Here is a 17,477-nt window from a genome sequence, read left to right on the forward strand (position 1 = left end):
CCGGTGTCGGCCGACGGCCGGAGCGACCGCCCGTCCGCTGGAGCGCCCGTGACAACCCGCCCGACCGCGCCGGAGACCGCGCAGCCCACCCGCCGGCTGCTCGGCGCGGAGCTGCTGATCGTCCTCGGCCTCTCCCTCGGGGCCAGCGGGATCAGCGCGCTGATCAGCTTCGCGGGCTCGCTCACCGAACCGCTCCGGCTCGGCCAGCAGGTCGCCACACTGAACGGCTCGCGCGCGCCCGGGCGGCCCTGGCTGGACCTGGTGTGGCAGCTCTACTACATCGGGCGCGGACTGATGCCGGTGGTGCTGGTCGGCTACCTGCTGGTGCGCGAGGGCACGTCGCTGCGGGTGCTGGGCTTCGACCTCGGGCAGAAGCTGCGCGACCTCGGCCGGGGCGCGGCCGTCGCGGCGGCGATCGGCGGCTCCGGGCTGGCGCTGTACCTGGCCTCGCAGGCGGCCGGGTACAACCTGACGGTCGCGCCCTCGGGGCTGCCGGAGGTGTGGTGGCGGGTGCCGGTGCTGGTGCTCTCGGCCTGGCAGAACGCGATCCTGGAGGAGGTCGTCGTCCTCGGCTACCTGTTGCGCCGACTGGGGCAGTTGGGATGGTCCTGGCCGGCGGTGCTGGTGGCGAGCTCGGTGCTGCGCGGCTCGTACCACCTGTACCAGGGGGTCGGCGGGCTGGTCGGCAACATGGTGATGGGGGCGGTGTTCTGCCTGCTGTACCGGCGCTGGGGGCGGGTGATGCCGCTCGTGGCGGCGCACGCGCTGATCGACACGGTGGCCTTCGTCGGGTACGCGCTGCTCGCCGGCAACGTCAGCTGGCTGCCGACCCCCTGACCGCCGATCCGCCGGCGGTCGGCGCCCGGCCGCGTGGCGGGCGGGTGAGCAGGCGGTCGACGTGCCGGCGCTCCAGGCCCTGGCCGGGGTCCACCGGCAGCAGCAGCCGGTCGCGGCGCCACAGCGACCTGCGGACCAGCCGGGGCGGGATGACGTCGTCGACCCAGGCGAACGGCCGGCCCTCGGCGTAGCGCAGCAGCGGCGCCCACTTGCGGGTGGAGAACAGCTCCATCAGCGGGACGCGCGGGTCGCCGGGCTGCGGGACGTACCCGGTGAAGCGGACGAAGGGGAGCGGGTCCAGGCCGATCGCCGGGGCGATGTGGGTGTTGGCGTGCTCCTCCCAGGTGGTGGCCCAGACCAGCTCGTACGATCCGGCGAGTTCGCGCAGCCACTGGCCGTGCTTGGCGGCGAGCAGGACGGTGTAGCCGAGCAGGGTGTGGGCGTCGAAGCCGGCCTCCGGATGCGGACAGACCGGGTTCAGCACCCCGTCGACGTCCAGGAACAGCAGGGGCTTCGGCACCGGTGGGCTCCCAAAGGGATGGTTCTTCCTACTCGGTCGGACGAACCACGGGTACCACTGGTTGCGCGTCGGCAGGCGCACGTGGGGCGCACAGGGCGCTCACGAGGCGGGCGCGGGCTCGTCGACGGGCACCGGTGCGTCCGAGGTGCTGCGGGCCGGGGGCCGGCGGGTGAGCCGGCGCACCTGGGGGTCGAGCAGGACCCCGGCGCTGAGCAGCAGGCACAGCACGGCGCACGCCCAGAGTGCGCCGGAGAGGCCGAGCACGGTGGCGGCCGGGCCGGCCAGCGCGGTGCCGATCGGGGTCAGCGAGTAGGAGCCGAGCTCGTCGTAGGCGATGACCCGGGAGAACATCTCCTCCGGGACCTCCTGCTGGAGCGCGACCATCCAGTTGACGCCGAAGACGGTGACGCCGACCCCGGAGAGGAACATCGCGGCGACCAGCACCGGCAGCGGTGCGGCGACGGCCAGGGCCAGGGCGGGCACGCCGAACAGGAACACGCCCCAGTTGCCGACCAGCAGGATCCGGCGGGGACGCCAACGTGCCATCAGCAGGCCGGTGACCACCAGGCCGACGCCGTAGGCGGACATCGCCAGGCCCCAGGCGCCCGCACCGCCGAGCCGGTCGTTGGCCACGGTCGGCCCGTACACCGCCTCGACCGCGTTGATGCAGGCGACCAGGACGGCGAACTGCAGCACGATCACCCAGAGCCAGCGGCGGGAGGCGAACTCCTGCCAGCCCTCGCGCAGGTCGCGCAGCACGCTGCTGCCGGAGGCGGCGGGCGCGGACTCGGCCTCCAGGAGGAACCGGAGGGCGGCGGCGATCAGGAAGCACAGCGCGTCCAGGGCGAGCACCCAGCCGGGACCGAAGGCGGCGGTGAGCGCTCCGCCGAGGGCGGCGCCGCCGATCTGGGAGGCGTTCTGGCCCATCCGGAAGACCGAGAACGCACGGGCGGCGTGCTCCTGGGGGACGGCATGCATGATCATGCCGCCGGCGGCGGGGGAGTAGAGGGCGTAGCCGGCGCCGCCGGCGGCGGAGAGCACCAGCAGTTGCCACAGCTGGACGTTTCCGGCCAGCACCAGCGCGGCCAGGACGGCCTGGGAGACACCGCTGAACAGGTTGGCGGCGACCATGATGTGGTGGCGCGGCAGCCGGTCGGCGAGGGTGCCGCCGACGACCAGGAGCAGCACGGTGGGCAGCAGGCGGGCTGCGGTGACGTAGCCGACCTCGGCGGCGGTGCCGCCGTTGCCGAGGACGGCGAAGGCGGTGGCGATGGGGGCGCCGGCGTTGCCGAGGCCGCTGATCACGGTGGCAGCGGTCTGGATGCGGAAGTTGCGGCTCGCCCAGGCGAAGCGGCGGGCGGCTGTCGGTGGGGGTGGGGTCGGCACCCAGCGACTATGGCCTTGAGTTCGTACAGGTGTCCACCGTGTTTTGACACCTGGATCGGCGGTCAGCCGAGGTGGCCCCGGAGGAAGCTGACCGTGCGCCGCCAGGCGATCCCGGACTGCAGGGCGTCGTAGGTGCCGAGCGGGTTCTCGTCGTTCATGAAGGCGTGCCCGGCCGGGTAGAAGTGGAACTCGGGGCGGACGTCGGTGGCCTCGCCGATCCGGATCGCGGCCTCGTCCACGGCGGCCATCGGGATCGAGCGGTCGAGTTCGCCGAAGTGCCCGAGGACGTGGGCGGTCAGACCCCGGTAGCCGAAGTCCGGATCGGGCGGCAGGCCGTAGAAGGGGACCACGGCGGCCACCTTGTCCCCGGACCGGGCGGCCAGCATCAGGGCGAAGCCGCCGCCCATGCAGAAGCCGACCACACCGACGGCGTCGCCGACCGCGCCGTCCAGCGAGAGCAGGTGGTCGACGGCACCGGAGAGGTCCTCGACGGCCCGTTCGACCGGGAGTTCGCGTTTGAGGCGGGCGGCCTCGGTCCGGTCGTGGGTGGTGGCGCCGCCGAACAGGTCGGGGGCGAGGGCGGTGAACCCCTCGGCGGCGAAGCGGTCGGCCATGTCCGCGACGTGCGAGGTGAGACCCCACCACTCCTGCACCACCACCAGGCCGGGGCCGATGCCCTGCGGAGGGCGGGCCAGGTACCCGTGCGCGGTGCGGCCGTTGCTCGGGAAGGTGACGTTCTGCCGGGAGCCGCCCTGGTCAGGCATGGCTTCCTCTCGGTGGGTCGGGCCGCGTGCGGCGTGGGTGGGCAGGGGAGCGGCCTCTCAGCCCATATCTTCCAGGGCGCGGCCCTTGGTCTCCTTGATGCAGAAGGCCACGAACGGGATGGAGAGCAGCGCGAAGGCCGCGTAGATGACGTACGTCGCGGAGAGGTTCCAGTCGGCGAGGTCCGGGAAGGTGACGGTGATCGCCCAGTTGGCGATCCACTGGGCCGAGGCGGCGACCGACAGCGCCAGCGCCCGGATCCGGTTGGGGAACATCTCGCCGAGCAGCACCCAGACCACCACGCCCCAGGAGAAGGCGAAGCAGAGCACGAAGACGTGCGCGGCGATCAGGGCGACGGTGGCGTGGGTGTGGTCGAGGGTGGCGGTCTCGCCGGTGCCGTGCCGGTAGGAGAACGCCCAGGCGGCTGTGCCCAGTGCGATCGCCATGCCGATGGAACCGGCCAGGGCGAGCGGCTTGCGGCCGATCCGGTCCACCAGGACCATCGCGATCACCGTGCCGATCACGTTGATGATCGAGGTGGAGAGGCTGATCAGCAGCGAGTTGGACTCGTTGATGCCGACCGACTGCCAGAGGAAGGAGGAGTAGTAGAAGATCACGTTGATGCCGACGAACTGCTGGAACACCGAGGCGCCGATGCCGACCCAGACGATCGGCAGCAGACCGAAGCGCCCGCCGCGCAGGTCCCTCAGCCGGGGCTTGTGGGCGGACTCCAGCACCGCGCGGATCTCCGCCACCCGGGCGTCCAGGTCGACGTCCTGGCCCTCGACCTCCACCAGCACCTCGCGGGCCTGAGCCTCGCGGTGGTCGGCGATCAGGAAGCGCGGCGACTCCGGGATGGCCAGCGCCATCAGGCCGTACACCAGGGCCGGGATGGCCTCGACGCCGAGCATCCACTGCCAGGCCTGAATGCCGCCGAGGTGGCCGGTGGACTCGCCGCCGGCGGCCTGGTTGAGCGCCCAGTTGGCGAGCTGGGAGACGGTGATGCCGAGCACGATCGCCATCTGCTGGAAGGAGGCGAGCCGGCCGCGGTAGGCGGTGGGGGCGACCTCGGCGATGTAGGTGGGCGCGATCACCGAGGCGATGCCGATCGCGATGCCGCCGACCACGCGCCAGGCGGCCAGCGCCTCGATGTTCGGCGGGAACATCGAGCCGACGCCGCTGGCCGCGAACAGCGTGGCGGCCAGCAGCATCGTGCGCACCCGGCCGAGGTGGTCGGCCAGCCGGCCGGCGGCCACCGCGCCGACGGCCGAGCCGAGCAGGGCGATGGCGACCACGAAGGCGGTGGTGCCGTGGCCCACGGCGAAGTGCTTCTGGATGCCCGTCACCGCGCCGTTGATCACCGCGCTGTCGTAGCCGAACAGGAAGCCGCCCATGGCCGCGGCCGCGGAGATGAACACCACGTGCCCGAGGTGGGCCTCGCCGGAAGCTCGTGGACTGTGGACTGTGGGCACGCGCGCTCCCCGAGGTGGACGGGCCCGCACCTACGGTTGGGCAGGGCTCGTCTCACATTCGATCAGCGCGACAGCCGGCCTGCCCGAGTTGAGTTCCGATCGGGTGACCCGGGGTCAGCCCCTTGGGGTTTTGTCGGATCAGGCAAGGATCCGAGGGACTGGCCCCAAGTCAGTCGGCGGCGCGCGTCGTGGCCGTGCGCCGCTGATGGCGCCGCAGCAGCTGGGTCCGGGCGGCGGCGTCCTGGTCGTGACGGAGGGCCGGGGCGCCTGAGCGCTCGGCGAGGCGCTCGGCGATCGCGTGCTGCGCCTCGGCGGGCTTCTTGTCGTCGTACTTGAACTTGGCCCGCACCTCGCGCACCGTCAGCCGGAGCCCGCGCAGCCCCGGCAGCAGCCGGGCGAACTCGCCCTCGCCGGGGACCACCCGGACGTCCGGGGTCTCCGGCTGGAAGTGCGCCAGCTGACGGTTGAGGATCTCCGCCTTGTCCGCGGCGGACTCGACGACCTCGGCCGTGCAGTGGAAGTGGACCGAGGCGTAGTAACTGGTGGGCGTGCCGGGCGCGCCGCGCCAGTGGCCGGGGGCGAAGGCGTAGCCGTCGGTGACCGCGAGGGTGACGTTCGGGTCGGCCCGGACGGCGGCCAGCAGCGGGTTGGGCGCGGCGAGGTGGAGCAGGATCTCGCCGCGCTCGGCGTCCAGCAGGAAGTGCGTCGGGACCAGCACCGGGCCCTCGTCGGGGCGGCCGTTGGCGGCGAGCAGGCCGAAGTCGCGACCCTCGGCCAGCCAGGCGCGCCACTCGTCCTCGTCACCGCGGTCCCAGGACCTGATCAGCATCGGTGCGACCCTTCTCAGCGGGGGTAGCCGTGCAGGTGCGCGGGCAGCGGGACGGACTCGTCGTACGGGACGGGGGTGCCGTGCACGGTGGTGACCGGGATCAGGCCGGACCAGTGCGGCAGGTCGGCGTCCTCGGGGTCGTCGTTGGCGCCGTCCTCGCGGGTCTTGGCCGAGACCTCGTCCAGCTCGAGCCGGATCACGGCGGTGGCGGCGAGTTCCTTGGCGTTGGCCGGGCGGATCTCGCCGGAGCGGCCGGGGATCGCATGGTCGACCAGGGCGGCCAGCGCCATGTCCAGCTCCTCCGGGTCGGTGACCTGGTAGGCGGTGCCGTGGGCGACCACCGAGCGGAAGTTCACCGAGTGGTTGAACGCGGACTTGGTCAGGACCAGGGCGTCGACTTGGGTCACGGTGATGCAGACCGGCATACCCTGCTCGTCGGAGGCGCCGCGCAGCGGGCGGCTGCCGGTGGAGCCGTGGACGTAGAGCCGGTTGCCGACCCGGGCGAAGATCGTCGGCAGCACGATCGGGGCGCCGTCGGCGATGAAGCCGAGGTGGCAGATGTAGGCGCTGTCGAGGATGGTGTGGATCGCCTCCTGCTCCCAGGTGGCGCGGTCCTTGTACCGGGTGGGGGTGGTGCGCGGGGTACGGGAGTAGGTGGCGTCGCTGGTCGGCGTCGTGGTGCTGTGCGTCGGCGTGTCCGGCATGACAACCTCAATGTACTAGTGCATAATATGCTTTGTGCTAGGAGACTATCCGCTGAAAGGGCGACGCGCCAGCGAAATCGCCGCCCACATCGAACAGGGCGTGAGCAGCGGGCGGCTTGCCCCGGGAACCGCGCTGCCCCCGCTGCGTGACCTGGCCGCCGAACTCGGCGTCAACCCCAACACCGTGGCCGCCGCCTACCGGCTGCTGCGCGACCGGGGCGTGATCGAGACGGCCGGCCGCAAGGGCAGTCGGATCCTGCCCCGGCCCGCGCTCACCACCCGCGACCAGATCCGAGTCCCCGTACCCCCGCACGCCCGCGACCTGTCCAGCGGCAACCCCGACCCGGCCCTGCTGCCCGACCTCGCCCAGGCCCTCGCGGCGGCCGCCGAGGCCGCGAAGGCCGAGCCGGTGCTCTACGGGCACCCGAACATCGACGCCGGACTGCTCGCGCTCGCCCGTGCCTCCTTTGAGGCCGACGGGCTGCCCGGCGGCCCGATCGTGGTCGCCTCCGGCTCGCTGGACACCATCGAGCGCACCCTCGGCGCGCACCTGCGCCCCGGCGACGCGGTGGCGGTGGAGGACCCGGGCTGGGGCAGCCTGCTCGACCTGCTGCCCGCGATGGGGCTGCGGCCCGCACCGGTGCGGCTGGACGACGAGGGGCCGCTGCCCGACTCGCTGGCCGCGGCGCTCGCCGAGGGCGCCCGCGCGGTCGTGGTGACCAGCCGGGCGCAGAACCCGACCGGCGCGGCGCTCAGCGCCCGGCGGGCCGAGGCGCTGCGGGCCGTCCTGGCCGGGCACCCCGGGGTGCTGCTGATCGAGGACGACCACGGGCACGGCATGGTCGACCAGCCGTACCACCCGCTGGTCGGCGCCGGGCCGCGGCACTGGGTGGTGGTGCGCTCGGCCGCCAAGGCGTACGGGCCGGACCTGCGGGTGTCGGTGGCGGTCGGCGACGAGGAGACGATCGGCCGGGTCGCCGGGCGGCTGCGGCTGGGCGCCGGGTGGGTCAGCCACCTGCTGCAGCGCGCCGTCGCCGAGCTGTGGCGCGCCGACGCGGCGCCGGTCGCGCGGGTGGCGGCCGCCTACCGGGCGCGGCGGGACGCGCTGCTGGGCGAACTGGCGGCGCGTGGGATCGCGGCGCACGGGGAGAGCGGGTTGAACGTCTGGGTGCCGGTGCCGGACGAGACCTCGGCGCTGGCGGCGCTGGTGCAGCGCGGCTGGGTCGCGGCGCCCGGGGCGCGGTACCGGATCCAGTCGCCGCCCGGGCTGCGGTTCACCACGGCCCGGCTGGAGCCGGCGGATGCCCGGCGGTTGGCGGAGGACCTGGCGGAGGTGCTGGGGTCGGGCGGGGCCGGTTCGCGGCTGGTGTGAGCGGGGCTGCCGGGGATGGGGTGGTTTGCGGGCAGATTCCGGCGGCGGGGTGAACCGCGGGTCGACCGCGGGTGAGGCCTGGTCTGAACCCGTCGGTAACAAATGCGGAAACCTGGCGCACACGCCTAGCGGCGGCGGGCGAGGCCATGTCATCTTCATCGCGCCACCGGCCGGCGGCCCACCCTCACCTACGCGTCTTCCCGTCCCCACACCACGGGGAGACCGAGCCGCAGGAGTTCCGCCGTGCCCGAAAACTGTTCGAGCATCACCCGTAGCACCCCTGGACTCGGCCGCCGGCTGCTCGCCGCCGCCTTCGCCCTGCCGCTGACCGTGGCCGGGCTGGCCGTCGCCACGCCCGCCTCGGCCGCCCCGGGCGGGGTCTCGGCCGGGCCCACCGCGAGCGTCACGCTCGGCGACAGCTACATCTCCGGCGAGGCCGGACGCTGGATGGGCAACGCCGCCGGCACCACCGACGGCCACAACGGCACCGACCGGGCCTGGAACGGCAGTTCGGCCGATCCTTCGGTCGTCTACGGCGCCACGGCGGCGAGCGGCTGCGACCGCTCCGACGTCGCCGAGGTGGTCGGCGCCGCGACGGTCGCCCAGAGCCAGATCAACCTGGCTTGCTCCGGGGCCGTCACCGCGAACATCTTCCGCGCCGCCGACGGCGGTCAGTCACTCAAGGGCGAGGCCCCTCAGGCCGACCAACTCGCCACCGTGGCACGGCAGAACAACGTCAAGCTGATCACCCTGTCGATCGGCGGCAACGACCTCGGCTTCGGCAGCATCATCTCCGACTGCGTGCAGGACTACCTGATCTGGAACTCGTACTGCCACGACTCGGCGCAGTCCTCGGTCGACTCCAAGATGCCGACCGCGATGGCCGGGGTCGGCAAGGCGATCGACGAGATCCGCGCGGTGATGGCCGACGCGGGCTACGCGCCGTCGGACTACCGGCTGGTGCTGCAGTCCTACCCGTCGCCGATCCCGCGCAGCGCCGAGATGCGCTACCCGGAGAGCGGCTGGAGCCGTTCGGACACCGGCGGTTGCCCGTTCTGGAACGCGGACGCCGACTGGGCGCGCGACTCGATGGTGCCGCAGATCTCCAAGGCGCTGGCCGGGGTCGCGGCGACCAAGGGCGCCCAGTTCCTGGACCTGTCCGACATGCTGCAGGGCCGCGAGGTCTGCTCGACGGCCACCCAGCAGCCGACCGCGAGCTCCGCTCCGTCCGCTACCAGCAGCGAGTGGGCGCGGTTCGTCGACGGCGGGTTCAACACCACCCAGGGCGTGCTGCAGGAGTCGATGCACCCCAACTACTACGGGCAGTTGGCGCTCGGGCGCTGCCTGACCCTGCTGTGGGGGCAGAGCAGCGGTGACTACGCCTGCCGCAACACCGCCGGGCAGGACGCGAGCGGGATGTACCTGGCCGCACGCTGACGGACGTGCTTCGGCGCCCCGGCCGCGGCATTCGCGGCGGGGGCGCCGATGGCGTTCCGGTTCAGCCCTTGGCGAGCAGCGACTGGGCGTGGGCCCTGACCTGATCCTTCGTCAGATAGGCGTCGGTGTACTCGAAGTCGCGCAGACGGGCGGGCTGGCGGGCGAGGAAGCCGGTGCGGACGAAGTCGTCCCCGGCGGTCGCGTTGAGCAGCCAGTTCGAAGCCACCCGGAACTTGGCCGCATTGGTGCGCATCGCCATCAGGTGGTAGCCGCGGGCCACCAACTGGGCGGGCAGGCCGTGCAGTTCGACACCGATCGGCTTGGAGACCGCGTCCTTGCCGCCGAGGTCGACCACCAGGCCCAGATCCCTGTGGTAGTACGGCTCCAGCGGCTGGTTGCGGAGCGAGGCGATCACGTTGTCGGCCACCACGCGGCCCTGCCGGGCGGAGTGCTGGGCGGTCGGCGGGCAGACCGCGCCGTCGCCCTTGGCGAGGTCGGGGACGGCCGCCGCGTCGCCGAGCGCGAACACCCCCTCGAACTGCGGCACGCGCATCTCCGCCGTCACGGCGAGCCGGCCGCGGACCGTCTCCGCGTCCAGGGTGCCGATCAGCGGGCTGGCGGCCACGCCGGCGGTCCAGATCAGCGTGCGGCAGGGGAGCACCCGGCCGTCGGTGAACTTGACCGTCTCGGCGCTGACTTCGGCCACCGAGACGCCCAGCGACACCTCGATGCCGCGGTCCCGCAGGATCTCCAGGGCGGCGGTGCCCAGCACGTCGCCGAGTTCCGGCATCAGCTTCGGGGCGATGTCGATCAGGTGCCACTTGATCTGCCGGGCGTCGAGCCGCGGGTAGCGGCGGGCGGCGGCGGTGGTGAGGCGCTGCAGGCAGGCGGCCGTCTCGGTGCCCGCGTAGCCGCCGCCGACCACCACGAACTGCAGCCGGGACTCGCGCTCCTTCTGGTCCAAGGTGGCCGAGGCGAGGTCGAGTTGGGAGATCACGTGGTCGCGGATGTAGGCGGCCTCGGCGAGCGTCTTCATGCCGCGGGCGTAGTCGGTGAGCCCCGGGATGTCGAAGGAGCGGGTGATGCTACCGGGGGTGAGGACCAGGGCGTCGTACTTCTTCGCGACCACCTCGTCGGTGATCTTGCGGATGACGCAGACCTTGGAGGCCGGGTCCACACCGATGGCGCCGCCGGGGATGATGTGGGTGCGGCGCAGGGATCGGCGCAGCGAGACGGCCACGGACTGGGGGGTGAGGACGCCGGCGGCGACGTGGGGCAGGAGAGGGAGGTAGAGCTGGTAGCTGAACGGCGTGACCAGCGTGATCTCGGCCTCCGACGGCGCGAGCTTGCGTTCGAGGCGGCGGGCGCACTCCAAGCCGGCGAAGCCACCGCCCACGATCAGGATCCGAGGTCGTTCCATCGCTCATCCCTTTGTCGTGCAGGTCGTACCGTGAGGGTCCCCACTACTGTCCGCCACACTCGCACGGAGCAGCGGGGGCTGCCACCGGGGGCGGGCGGATGAGGGAGGGGAGCGGCAGGTGGGGTGCGGAGGTTGGTGCGGACGGGTGGAGTGGGGTGCTGCCGGGTGGGGCGGATGAGGGGGAGCGGTTCGGGGCGAGAGGAGGGGGCGGGCACCGATAAGCTGTCGGGCGTGCTCCCCGAGGTGACGGCGGTCCGGTATGTGACGCCACTGCGAGAAGGCGGCTCGATGCCGGGCCTGGTCGAGGCCGACGACCGGCGGCTGTACGCGCTGAAATGGGTCGGCGCGGCGCAGGGCCGCAAGGCGTTGGTGGCGGAGGTGTTGGCCGGGGAACTGGGCCGGCGGATCGGGTTGCCGGTGCCGGAGCTGGTGACCGTCGACCTGGACCCGGTGCTCGCGCGCAGCGAGCCGGACCACCAGATCCAGGATCAGATGCGGGCCAGCGGCGGCACCAACCTCGGGATGGCCTTCGTCAGCGGTGCGCTCAACTTCGATCCGCTGTGCTTCGACGTGGACCCCGAACTCGCCGGTCAGGTGCTCTGGTTCGACGCGCTGATCGGCAACGTCGACCGCTCCTGGCGCAACCCCAACCTGCTGGTGGCGACGGGTGGGCTGCGGCTGATCGACCACGGCGCGAGCCTGATCTTCCACCACAACTGGCCGGGCGCCGCCGCCTGGGTGCGTCGTCCGTACGACGCCTCCGACCACGCGCTGCTGCGCGCCCGGCCGGACCTGGCGGCGGCGGACAAGGCGCTGGCACCGCTCGCGGAGGCGGCGATCGAGGCCGCGGTGGCGCAGATCCCCGAGGTCTGGCTGCTGGACGAGTTCGGCTTCGACTCCCCCGAGGAGGTACGCGCCGCGTACCGTTCCCAGCTGACCGAGCGACTGGCCGGTCCGCGTGACTGGCTGCCGGAGGTGCCCGCATGACCGAGTCGCTGCCGGCCGGGCTGCCGGCCGTCGTGGAGCTGTACGACTACGAGTACGCCGTGATCCGCGCGGTGCCGAGGGTCGAGCGGGGTGAGTGCGTCAACGTCGGGGTGCTGCTGTACTGCCGGCAGAGCGCGCACCTGGCCGCGCGGACCCACCTGGACCAGGCCCGGCTGCTGGCGCTGGACCCGGTGGCGGACGTGCAGGGGGTGCGGCGGGCGCTGCGGGGGATCGAGGCGGTCTGCCTGGGTGGGCCGTCGGCCGGTCCGGCGGCCTCGGACAGCCCCGGGCAGCGGTTCCGCTGGCTGACCGCGCCGCGCAGCGCGATCGTCCAGCCAGGGCCGGTGCACACCGGGCTGACCGCGGACCCGGACGCGGAACTGCGGCGGCTGTTCGACCAGCTGGTGCTCTGATCCGGCCCTGATCCGCTGCGATGCGGTGCTGATCCGGTGCTGATCCGCTGTGATCTGGTGCCGATCCGCTGTGATCCTGCTCCGAATGGCTGGACTGTGAGGCGACTCGCCGACGGTTGCCGTGGTCAAAGCTTGAGTTACTGAAGCACTGGGTCGTACGCTGGCCCCATGGGTTCGACGACGACGACCGTACCGACCAACGCCGAGCTGATGGAGGCGTTGGCCGCCGTCGGCGCCGCGTACTTCCAGGACTTCGCGGCGGCCGCGGCCCGGCACGGGCTCTCCTCCTCGCAGGCCAAGGCGCTGGGCTCGGTGCAGGAGCCGGTGCCGATGCGGGCGCTGGCCGGGCGGCTGGGCTGCGACGCGTCGAACGTGACCGGGATCGTGGACCGGCTGGAGTCGCTGGGCCTGGCCAACCGCGAGGCGGCGGCCGGTGACCGCCGGGTGAAGATCGTGGTGATCACGGACGAGGGCCGGGAGATCCTGAACCGCATCCGCGGTGAGATGGCCCGCACCCACCAGGCCTTCGAGGCGATGACCGACGAGCAGCGGGTCGCCTTGCACTCGATCTGCGCGCAGGTCCTGCCGGTGCTGGCCGGTCGGACGGGCGGCGCGCAGCAGTAGCGGGTCGCCCGGCGCGATGACGGCCAAGGTGCCGACGGGGGCGGGCGGTTCGGCGAACGGAACGGCGAGTCCGTCCGGGCCGTGTTCGGAATCCGGCCCGGCCGCCCCAGCCGCCGACGATCGGCGTGACCTCGGCTGTTAGGCTTGCGAAGCGTGAGCGCGAAGCCCCAGATCCCCAATGTCCTGGCCTCCCGGTACGCCTCGGCGACCCTGGCCCAGCTGTGGTCCCCCGAGCACAAGGTGGTCCTTGAGCGCCACCTGTGGCTCGCCGTCCTGAAGGCCCAGCAGGACCTCGGTGTCGAGGTGCCGGCGAGCGCCGTCGCCGACTACGAGCGGGTGATCGACCAGGTCGACCTCGGCTCGATCGCCGCCCGTGAGCGGATCACCCGCCACGACGTGAAGGCCCGCATCGAGGAGTTCAGCGAGCTCGCCGGCCACGAGCAGATCCACAAGGGCATGACCTCCCGGGATCTGACCGAGAACGTCGAGCAGCTGCAGATCCGCCAGTCCCTGGAACACGTCCGGGACCGCACGGTGGCCGTGCTGGTGCGCCTGGCCAGCCTCGCCGCCCAGCACTCCGAACTGGTCGTGGCCGGCCGCTCGCACAACGTGGCCGCGCAGGCCACCACCCTGGGCAAGCGCTTCGCGTCGATCGCCGACGAGCTGCTGGTCGCCTTCCGCCGTCTGGAGGAGCTGATCGCCCGCTACCCGCTGCGCGGGATCAAGGGCCCGGTCGGCACCGCCCAGGACATGCTGGACCTGCTCGGCGGCGACACCGAGAAGCTGGCCGAGCTGGAGCGCCGGGTCGCCGGGCACCTCGGCTTCGAGAACGTGCTGACCAGCGTCGGCCAGGTCTACCCGCGCTCGCTGGACTTCGAGGTGCTCACCGCCCTCGTCCAGCTGGCCGCCGCGCCGTCCAGCCTGGCCAAGACGATCCGTCTGATGGCCGGCCACGAGCTGGTGACGGAGGGCTTCAAGGAGGGCCAGGTCGGCTCCTCCGCGATGCCGCACAAGATGAACACCCGCTCCTGCGAGCGCGTCAACGGCCTGGCCGTGATCCTGCGCGGCTACGCCTCGATGACCGGCGAGCTGGCCGGCGACCAGTGGAACGAGGGCGACGTCTCCTGCTCGGTGGTGCGCCGGGTCGCGCTGCCGGACGCCTTCTTCGCCTTCGACGGCCTGCTGGAGACCTTCCTGACCGTCCTCGACGAGTTCGGCGCCTTCCCGGCCGTGGTCGAGGCCGAGCTGGACCGCTACCTGCCGTTCCTGGCCACCACCAAGGTGCTGATGGGCGCGGTGCGCGCGGGCGTCGGCCGGGAGACCGGGCACGAGGTCATCAAGGAGCACGCCGTCGCCTCCGCGCTGGCCATGCGCGCGGGCGCCCGGGAGAACGAGCTGCTGGACCGGCTGGCCGCCGACGAGCGGATCCCGCTGGACCGGGCCGCGCTGGACGCGCTGCTGGCCGACAAGCTGTCGTTCACCGGTGCGGCCGGGGCGCAGGTCGCCGAGGTGGTCCGCCTGGTGGAGGCCGTCGCGGCGGCCTACCCGGAGGCGGCCAAGTACGCGCCGGCCGACATCCTCTGACGCTGCGTCAGTTGTCCGACGAGGGCCCTGCCACCGTTCCGGTGGCGGGGCCCTCGGGCGTCTTGGTGTGTCCGGGGTCGAGCGGCGGGGTGGTGGTGGCGCAGGGCCAGTCGCAGTTCGGCTCGGCCACCGGGTGCTCCTGCGGGGTGAGCACGTTGCCCCGGACGGTGGCGAAGGCGATCAGCCCGCCGCTGACCAGCAGACCCGCGCAGATCAGCATCGCGGTGTGGAAGGCGGAGTCCACCGAGGACGGCACCCGGTAGGCATCGCCGCTCAGTCCGGCCAGCGCCGGGAGGGCGGCCACCGCGAGCAGGCCGGCCGCGCGGGCGGCGGCGTTGTTGACGCCGCTGGCGATGCCCGCGTGCCGTACGTCGACGGCGGCCAGCACCGTCGCGGTCAGCGGTGCGACCAGCAGGGTCATTCCGCTGCCCATCACCGCGACGGCGGGCAGCACGTCCGCCCAGTAGGAGGAGCCGGGGCCGGTGCGCAGCATCAGCAGCACCCCGGCGGCGCAGAGCAGCGGGCCGACGGTGAGCGGGATGCGCGGGCCGATCCGCTTGCCGAGGCGGCCGGCGCGCGCCGACAGGGTCAGCATCAGCACCGTGATCGGCACCAGGGCGAAGCCGGAGACCAGGGGCGAGAAGCCGGACACGATCTGCAGCTGGACCACCAGCAGGAAGAACACCCCGCTGAAGGCCGCGTAGACGCAGAAGGTGACCAGGTTCACGGCGGTGAACAGTCGGGACGAGAACAGTCCGAGCGGCAGCATCGGATCGGGTGCGCGGCGCTCGACGGCGACGAAGGCGGCGCCGAGCAGCAGGCCGATCGCGCCGGTGAGCCAGACGGCGGGGGACAGGCCCTCCCCGGCGGCGGTGAGTGCGTAGGTGATCGCGCCGAGGGCGAGTGCGGCGAGCAGCGCGCCGGGCACGTCGAAGCGGCCGGAGGCGGACTCGTCGCGGCTCTCCGGGACGTAGCGGGAGGTGACCGCGATCACGGCGGCGGCCAGCGGCAGGTTCAGCAGGAAGATCCAGCGCCAGCCGGGGCCGTCCACCAGCCAGCCGCCGAGGAAGGGGCCGATGGCCGCGGACACCCCGCCGAGACCGGACCACAGGCCCACCGCCGCCGAGCGGTCGTCAGGATGGAAGACGGCCTGGAGCATGGCGAGCGAGCCGGGGGTGAGCAGCGCCCCGCCGATGCCCTGGACGGCGCGGGCGGCGATCAGCACGTTGATGTTCGGGGCGACGGCGCAGGCCGCGGAGGCGGCGGCGAACCAGACCACGCCGATCAGGAAGACCTTGCGCCGTCCGTACCGGTCGCCGAGCGCGCCGCCGAGCAGGATCAGGCCCGCCAGCGTGAGCAGATAGGCGTTCAGCGTCCATTGCAGGGACGCCAGGGAGGCGCCGAGGTCGGCGCCGATCCGGGGCAGGGCGACGTTCACCACGGTGCCGTCGAGCATCGCCATGCTGGAGCCGAGCACCGTTGCCAGGAGAACCCAGCGGCCCTGCGCGGTGCCCAGGCGCAGGGTGCCGGCCGTTGAGGTGGCCACGGCCTGATCCTGCGCCCGACAGGGTGCACGTGACAAGGGTCACCGGGCGGTGTGTCCGGGGTGGGCGGTGCGTGAGCGGACGGTCGCACTGGGCCGCCGAGGTCGGCGCAGCGTCGTGGATCAGTGGCGTCGAGTGAATGGATTGTGTACGCACCGTGCGGTGGGCCATGCGGAGGGTGATCGCGCCGCGGGGGGTTGTCGCTGGTTCAAGAGATCGACATTGCTTCACCCGAACGGATGGGTTTTAGTTCAGCGACCACCCGGCCAGCCTGGGTGGACCCACCGGGTGGAACGCCGAGTCCTGCCGCTGTCCGGTGGTTCGAACTGAGCTTTGCACGGCAGGAGCGGGGGACCCACAGGTAAGTCGCCGGACCGGAGTCCGCGCTGTTCAGCGCGAACGTCCAGGACCGGCTTGGGGTGAAGCCGCGCGTGCGGCCGGGCAACTCCAGCCCGAACCCGACAGCTCACCTCGCAGGCGTCGGAGAGGAATCCCATGCCTGCACAGGCTCGTCGTATCGCCGTGCCCCGCGCCGCCCGCATCGGCATCGCCGTCGCCGTCACCGGTGTCTCCTTCGCCCTGCCGCTCGTGACCACGATCAGCGCCCAGGCCCATAACGCCCCGGCCGCCTCGGTCGCGCAGCACGCCGCCGTCGTGGACGCCGTGTCGGCTGCCCCGGCAGCTGCCCAAGAGGGCTACCACGTCGTCGGCGGCGACAGCCTGTCCAAGATCGCCGACGCCCGGAACGTCGAGGGCGGCTGGCCCGCGCTGTACGAGCAGAACCGCTCGGCGGTCGGCGCCGACCCGAACCTGATCTTCCCGGGTCAGGGGCTGTCGCTCGCGGCCCACGCCGACGCCGCCGCCGAGCCGGCTGCTCCGGCCCAGCCCGCTGCTCCGGCCGCCCCGGTCACCCAGAGCGCCGCCGCTGTCGCAGACGCTCAGGTGCAGGTGCAGGTGCAGACCGAGGCCGCCAAGCCGGGCGTCCAGGTCCAGACCCAGATTCAGAACGCCGCTCCGGCCCAGGTCGTCACCGCCGCCCCGGTCGCCGCCACCGTCGGCTACGTCGCTCCGCTGGCCAACCCGGTGCTGGGCGAGGCCTACGGCGTGGCCGGCTCGATGTGGGCCTCCGGCCACCACACCGGCCAGGACTTCGTCGCCTCCACCGGCACCCCGGTGCGCACGGTCGCCAACGGTGTCGTGGTGAAGGCCGGCAACGGCGGCGCCTACGGCAACCAGGTCGAGATCAAGCTCGCCGACGGCAAGTACGCCCAGTATGCGCACCTCTCCGTGGTCGGTGTGAAGATCGGTCAGACCGTCACCGTCGGCCAGCGGCTCGGCCTCTCCGGCGCCACCGGCAACGTGACCGGCCCGCACCTGCACTTCGAGATCCGCACCGGGTCGGAGTACGGCTCGGACATCAACCCGGTCGCCTACCTGAGGGCGCACGGCGTCGCGCTCTGACGCTGCGCAGACCCTGTTCGGACCCCGCGCTGACCGCGGGTTTCAGGAACCACCGCTGGTGCGGGGCGAATCGACCGCCCGGGATGGTCATGTCGGGTGACCGCTCGACCGGGTGATCGCCGCAC

General features: G+C 72.8%; 16 protein-coding genes and 1 riboswitch. Of the genes, 8 read left to right on the plus strand and 8 right to left on the minus strand.

Annotation, left to right across the window (positions count from 1 at the left end; genetic code table 11):
• The first annotated feature begins 48 nt into the window (after window positions 1–48).
• Window positions 49–837, plus strand: a complete 789-nt coding sequence (locus tag ACGF12_RS17620; RefSeq protein WP_393030214.1) for a CPBP family intramembrane glutamic endopeptidase — start codon at window positions 49–51, stop codon at window positions 835–837.
• Here the strand turns inward: ACGF12_RS17620 and ACGF12_RS17625 are convergent.
• From ACGF12_RS17625 to ACGF12_RS17650, 6 genes are all read right to left on the minus strand, one after another.
• Entirely contained in the window at window positions 815–1,357 is a 543-nt protein-coding gene (locus ACGF12_RS17625; RefSeq protein ID WP_393030217.1) for an HAD domain-containing protein, read from the minus strand. The two genes, ACGF12_RS17620 and ACGF12_RS17625, sit on opposite strands and share 23 nt — an antisense overlap.
• A gap of 99 nt (window positions 1,358–1,456) precedes the next feature.
• Window positions 1,457–2,743: an MFS transporter gene (locus ACGF12_RS17630; RefSeq protein ID WP_393030220.1), complete on the minus strand. Its 1,287-nt coding sequence runs from the start codon at window positions 2,741–2,743 to the stop codon at window positions 1,457–1,459.
• A gap of 62 nt (window positions 2,744–2,805) precedes the next feature.
• Entirely contained in the window at window positions 2,806–3,507 is a 702-nt protein-coding gene (locus tag ACGF12_RS17635; RefSeq protein WP_393030223.1) for a dienelactone hydrolase family protein, read from the minus strand.
• 57 nt (window positions 3,508–3,564) lie between these two features.
• Complete coding sequence (locus ACGF12_RS17640; protein ID WP_393030226.1) at window positions 3,565–4,977, minus strand: sugar porter family MFS transporter; 1,413 nt, start codon at window positions 4,975–4,977, stop codon at window positions 3,565–3,567.
• A gap of 169 nt (window positions 4,978–5,146) precedes the next feature.
• The gene (locus tag ACGF12_RS17645) at window positions 5,147–5,806 is read right to left on the minus strand and encodes an FMN-binding negative transcriptional regulator (RefSeq protein WP_393030229.1); all 660 of its coding nucleotides are present in this window, start codon (window positions 5,804–5,806) and stop codon (window positions 5,147–5,149) included.
• A 14-nt stretch (window positions 5,807–5,820) separates the two neighbouring features.
• Window positions 5,821–6,510: a pyridoxamine 5'-phosphate oxidase family protein gene (locus tag ACGF12_RS17650; protein WP_393030232.1), complete on the minus strand. Its 690-nt coding sequence runs from the start codon at window positions 6,508–6,510 to the stop codon at window positions 5,821–5,823.
• A gap of 34 nt (window positions 6,511–6,544) precedes the next feature.
• Between ACGF12_RS17650 and ACGF12_RS17655 the strand changes: the two genes are divergently transcribed.
• Window positions 6,545–7,882 (plus strand): aminotransferase class I/II-fold pyridoxal phosphate-dependent enzyme, encoded by a 1,338-nt coding sequence (locus ACGF12_RS17655; protein WP_393030235.1) that lies wholly within the window; start codon window positions 6,545–6,547, stop codon window positions 7,880–7,882.
• 243 nt (window positions 7,883–8,125) lie between these two features.
• Window positions 8,126–9,319 (plus strand): GDSL-type esterase/lipase family protein, encoded by a 1,194-nt coding sequence (locus ACGF12_RS17660; RefSeq protein WP_393030238.1) that lies wholly within the window; start codon window positions 8,126–8,128, stop codon window positions 9,317–9,319.
• Window positions 9,320–9,380: 61 nt separating this feature from the next.
• Here ACGF12_RS17660 and ACGF12_RS17665 read toward each other — a convergent pair whose 3' ends face one another.
• Window positions 9,381–10,739: an NAD(P)/FAD-dependent oxidoreductase gene (locus ACGF12_RS17665; protein WP_393030241.1), complete on the minus strand. Its 1,359-nt coding sequence runs from the start codon at window positions 10,737–10,739 to the stop codon at window positions 9,381–9,383.
• A gap of 231 nt (window positions 10,740–10,970) precedes the next feature.
• Here ACGF12_RS17665 and ACGF12_RS17670 point away from each other — a divergent pair, with 231 nt between their 5' ends.
• From ACGF12_RS17670 to purB, 4 genes are all read left to right on the plus strand, one after another.
• On the plus strand, window positions 10,971–11,726 hold the full coding sequence (locus ACGF12_RS17670; RefSeq protein WP_393030244.1) for a HipA family kinase: 756 nt from the start codon (window positions 10,971–10,973) through the stop codon (window positions 11,724–11,726).
• Complete coding sequence (locus ACGF12_RS17675; RefSeq protein WP_393030247.1) at window positions 11,723–12,139, plus strand: DUF3037 domain-containing protein; 417 nt, start codon at window positions 11,723–11,725, stop codon at window positions 12,137–12,139. The genes ACGF12_RS17670 and ACGF12_RS17675 overlap by 4 nt, the downstream gene beginning before the upstream one ends.
• 168 nt (window positions 12,140–12,307) lie before the next feature.
• Complete coding sequence (locus ACGF12_RS17680; RefSeq protein ID WP_393030250.1) at window positions 12,308–12,763, plus strand: MarR family winged helix-turn-helix transcriptional regulator; 456 nt, start codon at window positions 12,308–12,310, stop codon at window positions 12,761–12,763.
• A 153-nt stretch (window positions 12,764–12,916) separates the two neighbouring features.
• Complete coding sequence (gene purB, locus ACGF12_RS17685) at window positions 12,917–14,347, plus strand: adenylosuccinate lyase (RefSeq protein ID WP_393030253.1); 1,431 nt, start codon at window positions 12,917–12,919, stop codon at window positions 14,345–14,347.
• Between the two features lie 7 nt (window positions 14,348–14,354).
• On the opposite strand, the gene ACGF12_RS17690 is transcribed toward purB, so the two are convergent.
• Window positions 14,355–15,893, minus strand: coding sequence for an MFS transporter (locus tag ACGF12_RS17690; protein WP_393030256.1), 1,539 nt, complete (start codon window positions 15,891–15,893; stop codon window positions 14,355–14,357).
• Between the two features lie 317 nt (window positions 15,894–16,210).
• A riboswitch (cyclic di-AMP (ydaO/yuaA leader) is annotated at window positions 16,211–16,384 on the plus strand.
• Window positions 16,385–16,386: 2 nt separating this feature from the next.
• Between ACGF12_RS17690 and ACGF12_RS17695 the strand changes: the two genes are divergently transcribed.
• Window positions 16,387–17,352, plus strand: a complete 966-nt coding sequence (locus ACGF12_RS17695) for a peptidoglycan DD-metalloendopeptidase family protein (protein WP_393030260.1) — start codon at window positions 16,387–16,389, stop codon at window positions 17,350–17,352.
• Window positions 17,353–17,477 lie beyond the last annotated feature (125 nt).

Source organism: Kitasatospora sp. NPDC048296, from assembly GCF_043201815.1.
Classification (GTDB): domain Bacteria; phylum Actinomycetota; class Actinomycetes; order Streptomycetales; family Streptomycetaceae; genus Kitasatospora.

Excerpts from the sequence above, each read along its gene's own strand:
- ACGF12_RS17635 (WP_393030223.1), bottom strand. The coding sequence starts at position 3,507 with ATGCCTGACCAGGGCGGCTCCCGGCAGAACGTCACCTTCCCGAGCAAC.
- ACGF12_RS17645 (WP_393030229.1), bottom strand. The coding sequence starts at position 5,806 with ATGCTGATCAGGTCCTGGGACCGCGGTGACGAGGACGAGTGGCGCGCC.
- ACGF12_RS17650 (WP_393030232.1), bottom strand. The coding sequence starts at position 6,510 with ATGCCGGACACGCCGACGCACAGCACCACGACGCCGACCAGCGACGCC.
- ACGF12_RS17665 (WP_393030241.1), bottom strand. The coding sequence starts at position 10,739 with ATGGAACGACCTCGGATCCTGATCGTGGGCGGTGGCTTCGCCGGCTTG.
- ACGF12_RS17675 (WP_393030247.1), top strand. The coding sequence starts at position 11,723 with ATGACCGAGTCGCTGCCGGCCGGGCTGCCGGCCGTCGTGGAGCTGTAC.
- ACGF12_RS17680 (WP_393030250.1), top strand. The coding sequence starts at position 12,308 with ATGGGTTCGACGACGACGACCGTACCGACCAACGCCGAGCTGATGGAG.
- ACGF12_RS17695 (WP_393030260.1), top strand. The coding sequence starts at position 16,387 with ATGCCTGCACAGGCTCGTCGTATCGCCGTGCCCCGCGCCGCCCGCATC.